Annotated in this window: 8 protein-coding genes and 1 pseudogene; 8 read left to right on the top strand and 1 reads right to left on the bottom strand. The window is 57.8% G+C overall.

Features of this window, described 5'->3' with window-relative positions:
- Positions 1–109: 109 nt before the first annotated feature.
- Entirely contained in the window at positions 110–1,024 is a 915-nt protein-coding gene (locus WS91_RS30085) for an SOS response-associated peptidase family protein (RefSeq protein ID WP_059671576.1), read from the bottom strand.
- 1,224 nt (positions 1,025–2,248) lie between these two features.
- Here WS91_RS30085 and WS91_RS30080 point away from each other — a divergent pair.
- The 8 genes and pseudogenes from WS91_RS30080 to WS91_RS37680 form a co-directional block, all read left to right on the top strand.
- Positions 2,249–2,611: a hypothetical protein gene (locus WS91_RS30080; protein ID WP_059671575.1), complete on the top strand. Its 363-nt coding sequence runs from the start codon at positions 2,249–2,251 to the stop codon at positions 2,609–2,611.
- Between the two features lie 65 nt (positions 2,612–2,676).
- Entirely contained in the window at positions 2,677–3,249 is a 573-nt protein-coding gene (locus WS91_RS30075; RefSeq protein ID WP_156432568.1) for a hypothetical protein, read from the top strand.
- Positions 3,250–3,485: 236 nt separating this feature from the next.
- Positions 3,486–4,028, top strand: a complete 543-nt coding sequence (locus tag WS91_RS36545; RefSeq protein ID WP_156432567.1) for a hypothetical protein — start codon at positions 3,486–3,488, stop codon at positions 4,026–4,028.
- A gap of 9 nt (positions 4,029–4,037) precedes the next feature.
- Entirely contained in the window at positions 4,038–4,295 is a 258-nt protein-coding gene (locus WS91_RS30065; RefSeq protein WP_059671572.1) for a hypothetical protein, read from the top strand.
- 19 nt (positions 4,296–4,314) lie between these two features.
- Positions 4,315–4,614 (top strand): hypothetical protein, encoded by a 300-nt coding sequence (locus tag WS91_RS36540; protein WP_156432566.1) that lies wholly within the window; start codon positions 4,315–4,317, stop codon positions 4,612–4,614.
- A gap of 134 nt (positions 4,615–4,748) precedes the next feature.
- Positions 4,749–5,021: a hypothetical protein gene (locus WS91_RS35055; RefSeq protein ID WP_082717276.1), complete on the top strand. Its 273-nt coding sequence runs from the start codon at positions 4,749–4,751 to the stop codon at positions 5,019–5,021.
- Between the two features lie 79 nt (positions 5,022–5,100).
- Positions 5,101–5,421 carry an H-NS histone family protein gene (locus WS91_RS30055; protein ID WP_059671570.1) on the top strand — a complete coding sequence of 107 codons (321 nt, stop codon included), beginning with the start codon at positions 5,101–5,103 and terminating at the stop codon, positions 5,419–5,421.
- A 1,461-nt stretch (positions 5,422–6,882) separates the two neighbouring features.
- Positions 6,883–7,083 (top strand): annotated as a pseudogene (locus tag WS91_RS37680) (SET domain-containing protein-lysine N-methyltransferase); the annotation flags it as partial.
- Positions 7,084–7,158 lie beyond the last annotated feature (75 nt).

The following is a 7,158-nucleotide window of genomic DNA, read 5'->3' as shown; positions in this document are numbered from 1 at the left end:
GTCTTGTCCGGTTGCTATTGGCAAGACAGTTGTGATAGCGACTTTCAGGTCGCACCTGTATGCTTGTACAGTATATGCCAGAGACAACCCCAGCTCCAACCCCGCCCTTTTATGCCGCCAGTCGGTGCTCGTAGTAGGGCCGTTCGCGATCGGCGAGGATCTCGCGCAGCTCGCCGCGGTGCCCCGGATCGGGAACCAGCCATGCGTCCACGTTCGAGGACTTGAGCGGAACGATGCAGCGGTCGTGGCCGGCCGCCGCGACCTCGGGCGGCGGATCGTCGGTGATCGCGGCAAACGACCATAGATCGTCCGAGCCGGGAATTTCGGTGCGCGTCCACAGGCAGGCGACCTGCATCGGATGCGCCGGCGTCGGATCGAAGCGCAGCACGATGTTCTGATCGCCGCGTTTCACGTTTTCGAAAAAGGCGTCGACGAGGACAAGACCATGCGTGAAACCGAAGACCTTACGCCACGCCGTCGAAAGCGAATCGACGCGCGCATTGTAGGTTCCCGGCTTCTGCTTCTCGTCGGCCTCGGTCCATCCTGGCAGGCGGCATCGGTAGCGCATCGGCACGACCAGGCGCTTGCCGTCGAGTTCGATCAGCACGGGCGCGTACCAGCCCGGAAAGATCCGCGAATCGCGCTCCTGCAGGTCCTGGCGGCGCAGATCGTCGAGCCCGCGCGTCGCGGCATTGATCTTGTCGGTGGCGATCCGGACGTCCTCGCTGGCCTTCTTCGTGATCTTCTCGGCCAGCTTTTTCTCAGCGGCCGCGAGCCGGGTGCGCAGCTCGAAGAGATCGGTTTCAAGCTTGCTCGTTCGCTGGCTACGATACGCGGCGATCGCGGCCGAGATCTCCTCGTCGACGGAACCGGAAAACGCGGCATCGACCGCCTTCGGGATCTTGATGTCGGCGCCAGCCGCTCGCGCGAAGTAGAGACGACGAAATGCCTCTAAGTCCATGCCGGCACCGTAGCGCCGCACATACTCTCGATAGTTGGCTTGGATCTTGGCGGAATAGCACATCCTCATCCCCAGTAACGGCGACACCCAAACAGGGTATAGCAATCATCCTGTTCAGGAGAAGTCGATCTCTACATAGTGCGGCGGCCGAAACGGCGAGCGACCGGCTGCGTCGGCTTTTCCGAGGACGGCTTGTACTCTGCGGCCCGCAATTGCGTATGCCCTTCGGCGCGGGCATACTTCCTCGTAATTCAAGGGAATAAACTGGTGTTACGGGATGGCAAAACCCCCAGTTATCGAACCTCATCAGCTTCGCCACGCGCTGAAAATCGCGGCCGTCACGGGACAAAACCCGGTGCGCGATGTAGCGCTCCTGCTCGTTTTCTACGGGACAGGTCTCATGCCAAACGATGCCGCGAAACTCCGCCGATGAGTCAGCTCGTTCAGATTGCGCCGGGCGTGTTGTTCTCGTCCGACGTGCTTAGCCCCGAGTGGGGCCGCGAGTATCGACGGGAGGAAGGGACGGCGGAGGTCGTCCGGAACACGAATTCAGCAAGGCGGCCTGGCAATACTGCAAAGGAAGGAGGCCACGACACCCGCGAGAGCATTGGCAGCCAAATGTCGTTGTTGTAGAGAAAAACAGTGTCGTCATTTGAGGAGGTCACATGGCAAAGGTCATTGTGCCGCGGCACGTTAAGCAGGTAGATACTGTTGGTTGTGGGGTCGCATGTGTCGCAAGTCTCGCTGGTGTTTCGTACAAGCGAGCCCTTGAGACGGCACTTGAGCTATTCGCATGGTCGAAGTGTTCACGCACTCAGTCAGGTCAGCTCCGTGATTTATTGGAGGCCTTCGGAATAAAGACTCTGCGGGGCCGCGCCGTACGAGATTGGGATGCCTTGCCGTTGTGTTCAATTGTTGCGATCAACCCGCGCGGTAACGACTGGCACTGGGTTGTGCACCATCGTCTCCACGGAGATCCAGTGGTCCTTGATCCGCGATCGAGCCGCGAGGCCCGAACTGATTTTGGTCGAATGAGATTGCGGTCGTATATCCCGATTCTCCGATGAAAGGGACGCGATCGAACCCAACACGCAGATCGGGCTGGCATAACCCCGGAAAACGCGATGCGCTCGAAAGACAAGGTTCTAGTGAAATACCCGGAAGCCATTGCTGTGAAGGAAGTGGGCAGCGTGCTGAAGCACAGTCGGCGCACCGGCTGACGAGATTGCTGAACGAAATCGTTCACGCGAATCATTTCTGTGACAGATCGGAAAACGGGAGCTTGTGATGTTCACGCTGATTGCGAAAGTCGCCCACCACGGCGAGTTGATGGAAGTGATGGAAACGGAAGTGTCGGAGGCTGAGGGCAAGCGCATGATCGCTGCGGCGCGCGCCGACGATAGAGCCGTGCCGAACTACAGCCAAGACATGGAAGACGGCGAAGTCTGGATCGACATGCACGACGACAACGGCGATATCGTCTCGGTCGAGCCAGCGTGCTTTCACAAGGCCAATGCAGCCGATGCTTTGCGTCTGCACTTCGGTGCACCTGCGAGCGTGGTGACAGACTGTCTCTCGAAGCGCAACGTGATGGCGCACTACAAAGACCATCGTGCAGCCGTGCGCTTTGCGCTCAAAGGCTCTCGCTGAATCGGAAAACAGGCTCGAATATGGGACTCAGAATCGCGCGGGTCTCGTTCTCCGATGGAACGGAGATGTACACCCAATACACGACGGTTACGGACCATTGCTTTCGCGAGCTTCTGCCCGCGACAGCCGACGAGGCGTCGTGGATTATGGACGCGGACACGCGAGAGGAAACCGATGAGCGGCTGGATACCGTGTGCCGGAAGCACGCCGGTATGTCGTGGGACGAATACCAACGAGCGATGCCTAGGCCAGACGAAGCGAGCCTACCAGGCGACGTTGAGGAAGTGCGCATTTCGATTCCCAACTATGACGACGAAGGCTGGGCGTCCGAGGCATCAAAGGGCGCTCGCCTTGTAGTTGGTCCAACATCGGCGGAGTGGGCGGCTGACGAGCGGGAGAAGGAGGAATGCCGACTGCGTGCCGCAGATCGCGCGGCGGAGTCCGCGAAGCCCCGCTACGTCATTCGTGATCGAACAGGTCATGCGCTGCTCGAAACTGATTCGAGACTAGTCGCGTGGTGGGCCTGGTTCCGTAGTCGCCGCGATGGTGCGACGGCACACGACCGGCGTAGCTGGGTTGAGGACGATCGGAACTGGCTGCGCTGCGGTGATCTGCCACCCGGTCAGCGGGCGAACTGACAACGGAAAACAACTTGGCGCGCGAGCGCCCCGAACCTTGCCGGATGCACGGGCTAACTGAGCTAACGGATAAGTGGGACGTGTGTTGAGAAAAAAAGTTGTATAGCGCTGCAATTGATTCATAAGGATTTTTCGGCCGTCATCCGGTGAGCGAACAACAGGTTCAGTATAGCGCTATCATTGATTTTTAAGGTAAAACTGTCGAAATTGGCACCTACATTGAAACCGTCGCAGAAGTGAAAACGGCCAGCGGCTGGAAAACCAACACGGCGGAGGTGTTTGCCAACCCGATTGGCGAGTGGGATACGGTTACGGAGGATCGCCGTCCGTTCATTGAAAGGCCGTTCTATTGGCAGAGCTACGAAATGATGGCGTTGTTCGCTGGAATCCGAAACTATAGTCAGGGCGAGGTACTTGCTTCACCACGAGGCTTGCCAGAGGATTCTAATGAGCATTCGCTTGAAGCTCTTGCACCTTATGGTCATCGGCACGACGACTACGGATGTGGCTTAAGCGGGTCGGTAGTTCCGGAGGCACCGAAGACGGTCGCGCAGCGCGTGTCGGAGTGCAGCGAAGATCTCTACGGCTATTCGTGGCTGTCGGCCGCCGAGCTGATTGGATTCGACTACGCGCAGACGCTTATCGACCAAAGCGAAGCCCCGCCCACGGTGACAACCTACCGAGAATTATTGGGCCCGCTGTACTTCAAGCATCTCGACGCGCTGAAGAAACTGGGTGATCCATCTGACGTTCGCATCCTTTTTTGCTTCAACGGATAGCGGCTCGCCTTGGTGGTCGAGCCGCACTATACAAGTTTATTTTTGCTGCTGTACGGCTTTATTTTGATTCAACAGGACGATCCATTGAATAAGGTAGCAACCTTGATCGTGTGTGCGGTATGTGGTTTGCCCTGTTTAGGCATCTTGGCCTGCGCGTATTTGGCGCAGTGGGAAGTGTCGTCGTGGACTCTGCTCTGGTCATGGATCGGCGTAGTACTCGCGACGGCCGGCCTTGCGATGAGCGTGCTGCTGCCGTCCAGTGAATGACAGATAGGAAAACAGTGCCATGACTTTGATTATGATGATTGTTTCGATTGCAACGCTGCTTACGTCACTTGCTGCGGTAAGCGTTGCGCTGGTGAATCGTTGGTACGGGGAGCATTTTTCCACGGCTATTGAGCGCAGAAAGGTCACGGAAGCAGACGGTCAAACGCACGATCATTATTCCTTCTCAGCTTCGCGCTCGAATACGTTGATCGGTCGCACGGTCGGCCGGATCTACATCGCATTCGCGGCGGCTCGTTATGACCGCTTGGTGCGCACGCGGCAATTGAGTTGCTGCGTAGCTGTGGATGTACCGAAATAGCTGACGACTATGTTCTTGTCGACAACACTGACGTACGAATATTGCTGTCGCATCGTGCCGTCGCGGACCTGAACCAACAGGCGCGCGAACGTGCCCAGGCTCAGGCCGAGTGTGGCCACTGAACGGAAAACAACATGCCACACGTCGAACGGAAGGAAGCATTTCGGAACGCGCTCATTGACCTGGCAAACGCACACATAAAATCGCATGGGATCACGCCAGAGGACGCTGCGGCCGTCTTTGCCGAAGAGGCCGCCACTGCACTCGATCACCTTGGCTGGAAGCCACACGCGCAGCGTGCCGCGTCCGAACATTTGGTCGCAGCCGCAGCTTGCTTGAACGACGGACGCGTGATTCCGGTTCCTGGGTTCGACGTGCTGTTTCCGAGCAACGGCGAAGCCAACTGAGACAGCGGAAAACAACCTGGCGCACGAGCGCCCCGCACGGCCGGCAGCCGAAACAATGCAATAGCAGGAGAGGAAAACAATGGCGGCCATTAAGCGTACCTTTTCGGATGTGAAGGCTCAAATCGAGGCATTGCAGATCGAGGCCGACGCACTGCGCGCGGCTGAGATCGAGGCCGTGCTTGCCGACGTACGCGCTAAGGTTGCCGAATACGGTCTAACGGAGCAAGACGTGTTCGGTCGCAAGCGCACGACTCGGGCAAAGGACACTTCAACGTCGAAACCGCAAAGCGTGCCGAAGTACCGCGATCCCAAATCGGGGGCGACGTGGTCCGGCAAGGGGCGCGCACCGGCGTGGATTGCGAACGCAAAGAGGCGCGAACGCTTTTTGATCGAGCAGTAAATTCGCGTCGATCCACACGATAGCCACAACGGAAAACAGGGAGAAGGGCTGAACATGCGTTCGATATTGACGTGGGCGAAGCGGCTTGTCGGCGGGTCAGAACAGAGCGGGGTATTTAAGCTCGGCTATGGCGTTGCTGAACCGGCCTCACGTAAGGGGAGATCGCCCTTCGACGATGCCATCGTAAGGACGCTCGCCTCAGTTGGGGCACGGCCCGGTGACATTGTCGAAGTCAACGAGCTTGGCGCTGCGCGCGTGGTCGGTCGACCTCAGCAACGGGTTCGCGGTTGAGGCGGGTGATGTGATTTGCGCCGGGTGGACCGTCTCTATGTCAGCGTCGCAGACCATTCCGACACCAACGATACCGAAGGTCGCCCCAGATTTTCATATCTTCGGCAATCTGATGACGTCAAATGGCACGGTAGCTGGACGAGCGCCTGCCAGCGTCGCTCCGTCGACAGCGAAATAGCAAGGAAAACGCAAAACCTCAGACCACGCGTTACCCGCAAGTGCGATTATGGGGATGTGCGGACAAGCGCCCGCACGCTTCTATCCTGTCACATCAATCGCTGGAGCAGTTCGCGTCGCGCGAAGAGCGATAGTTTGTGGAGTAGCGGACCTACCAGCGGCGGAACTCTCGGTTCGGCCGGTGCATGGCATGGCGACTCTGGAAGACCGAAGGCGCCACCACGGAAGCTCCCCTCTTCTTGATCGGCGTCGGTCCGAATCAGTTTGGATGGCCAACCCAATCAGTGTGGGGGCGAGATCCAGTGACGAGTACCAGTCGTAGAAAGGAAAAGAATCCGATGAAGTGTAAAATTTAACTGATGATATACCTCGTGCCGCCGGGCTCAGCGTTGAAAAGCAGTTGAGCTGTTTTAGCGCAAAGTGAACCAGGACACGCGAACGTGCGATACGGATATCGCGCGGGGATTATTTGTCCCGAGCGCATCCACCAACCCTTTCTGGCTCTTGTCTTCAATAATGAATCGCAATCTGACGCAGGGCTGCGCAATCCTCATCGGCGCCGTTATCGGTGCGTACGTGACATTTGTATTGACAAAAACCACGGCGGCGAAAAGGCAGATTGACGTCTTTACTGCGGGCGTATATTTCGGTTGCCGGAACGCGCCAAAGGGTACCTCAGTCACCGATCGGAAACGATGCCTCATCCTCACAGGTGATGCGCGACAGATGGCTCGCAAGGAAGCCTACTTCAAATCACCTCCGGTACGCAGCGGCCTGTAGCCAGGTCGGAGATCGCGTCTATGATCGCCACACCCGAAAAATGACCTGTGAGTTCCGTTTGGGCCACTTCGGATCGTCGCAGCGACGGCACGACTATCGAACGTGCTACCGACACTCGGTCACAGAAGACCGGGAGGGCGTACTTTCCGAAAATCGAGACAAGCGACGGCCCATCAACATTGTCAACCTAACTCGAGACGTCGAAGATTCCATATGAAGCGATTCACCGTGCGCAAATCGCGCATTCACGGACGAGGCGTATTCGCGCTGCGGTCAATTAAAGCAGGCGAGTCGTTGCTCGAGTACAAGGGGCAAGTGATTACGTGGCGAACTGCAATCGTGGCGCATCGCCGCAACGGAATCGCTGGACACACCTTCTACTTCGGACTGTCCAACGGTCGCGTCATCGACGGCGTAAGCGCCTCACGGCGACCGTCGTAGACGAGGGCGAGAAGCGACATCAAAGTGGTGCCCATCATTTTCGATTTG

The organism is Burkholderia sp. MSMB1498 (assembly GCF_001526245.1).
In the GTDB taxonomy this organism is placed as follows: domain Bacteria; phylum Pseudomonadota; class Gammaproteobacteria; order Burkholderiales; family Burkholderiaceae; genus Burkholderia; species Burkholderia savannae.
The sequence above is the reverse complement of the archived record's forward strand: the minus strand, read 5'-3'. Positions and strand labels throughout refer to the sequence as shown.

Coding starts and splice junctions, on each gene's coding strand:
- WS91_RS30085 (WP_059671576.1), bottom strand. CDS start 1,024: ATGTGCTATTCCGCCAAGATCCAAGCCAACTATCGAGAGTATGTGCGG.
- WS91_RS30080 (WP_059671575.1), top strand. CDS start 2,249: ATGTTCACGCTGATTGCGAAAGTCGCCCACCACGGCGAGTTGATGGAA.
- WS91_RS30075 (WP_156432568.1), top strand. CDS start 2,677: ATGTACACCCAATACACGACGGTTACGGACCATTGCTTTCGCGAGCTT.
- WS91_RS36540 (WP_156432566.1), top strand. CDS start 4,315: ATGACTTTGATTATGATGATTGTTTCGATTGCAACGCTGCTTACGTCA.
- WS91_RS35055 (WP_082717276.1), top strand. CDS start 4,749: ATGCCACACGTCGAACGGAAGGAAGCATTTCGGAACGCGCTCATTGAC.
- WS91_RS30055 (WP_059671570.1), top strand. CDS start 5,101: ATGGCGGCCATTAAGCGTACCTTTTCGGATGTGAAGGCTCAAATCGAG.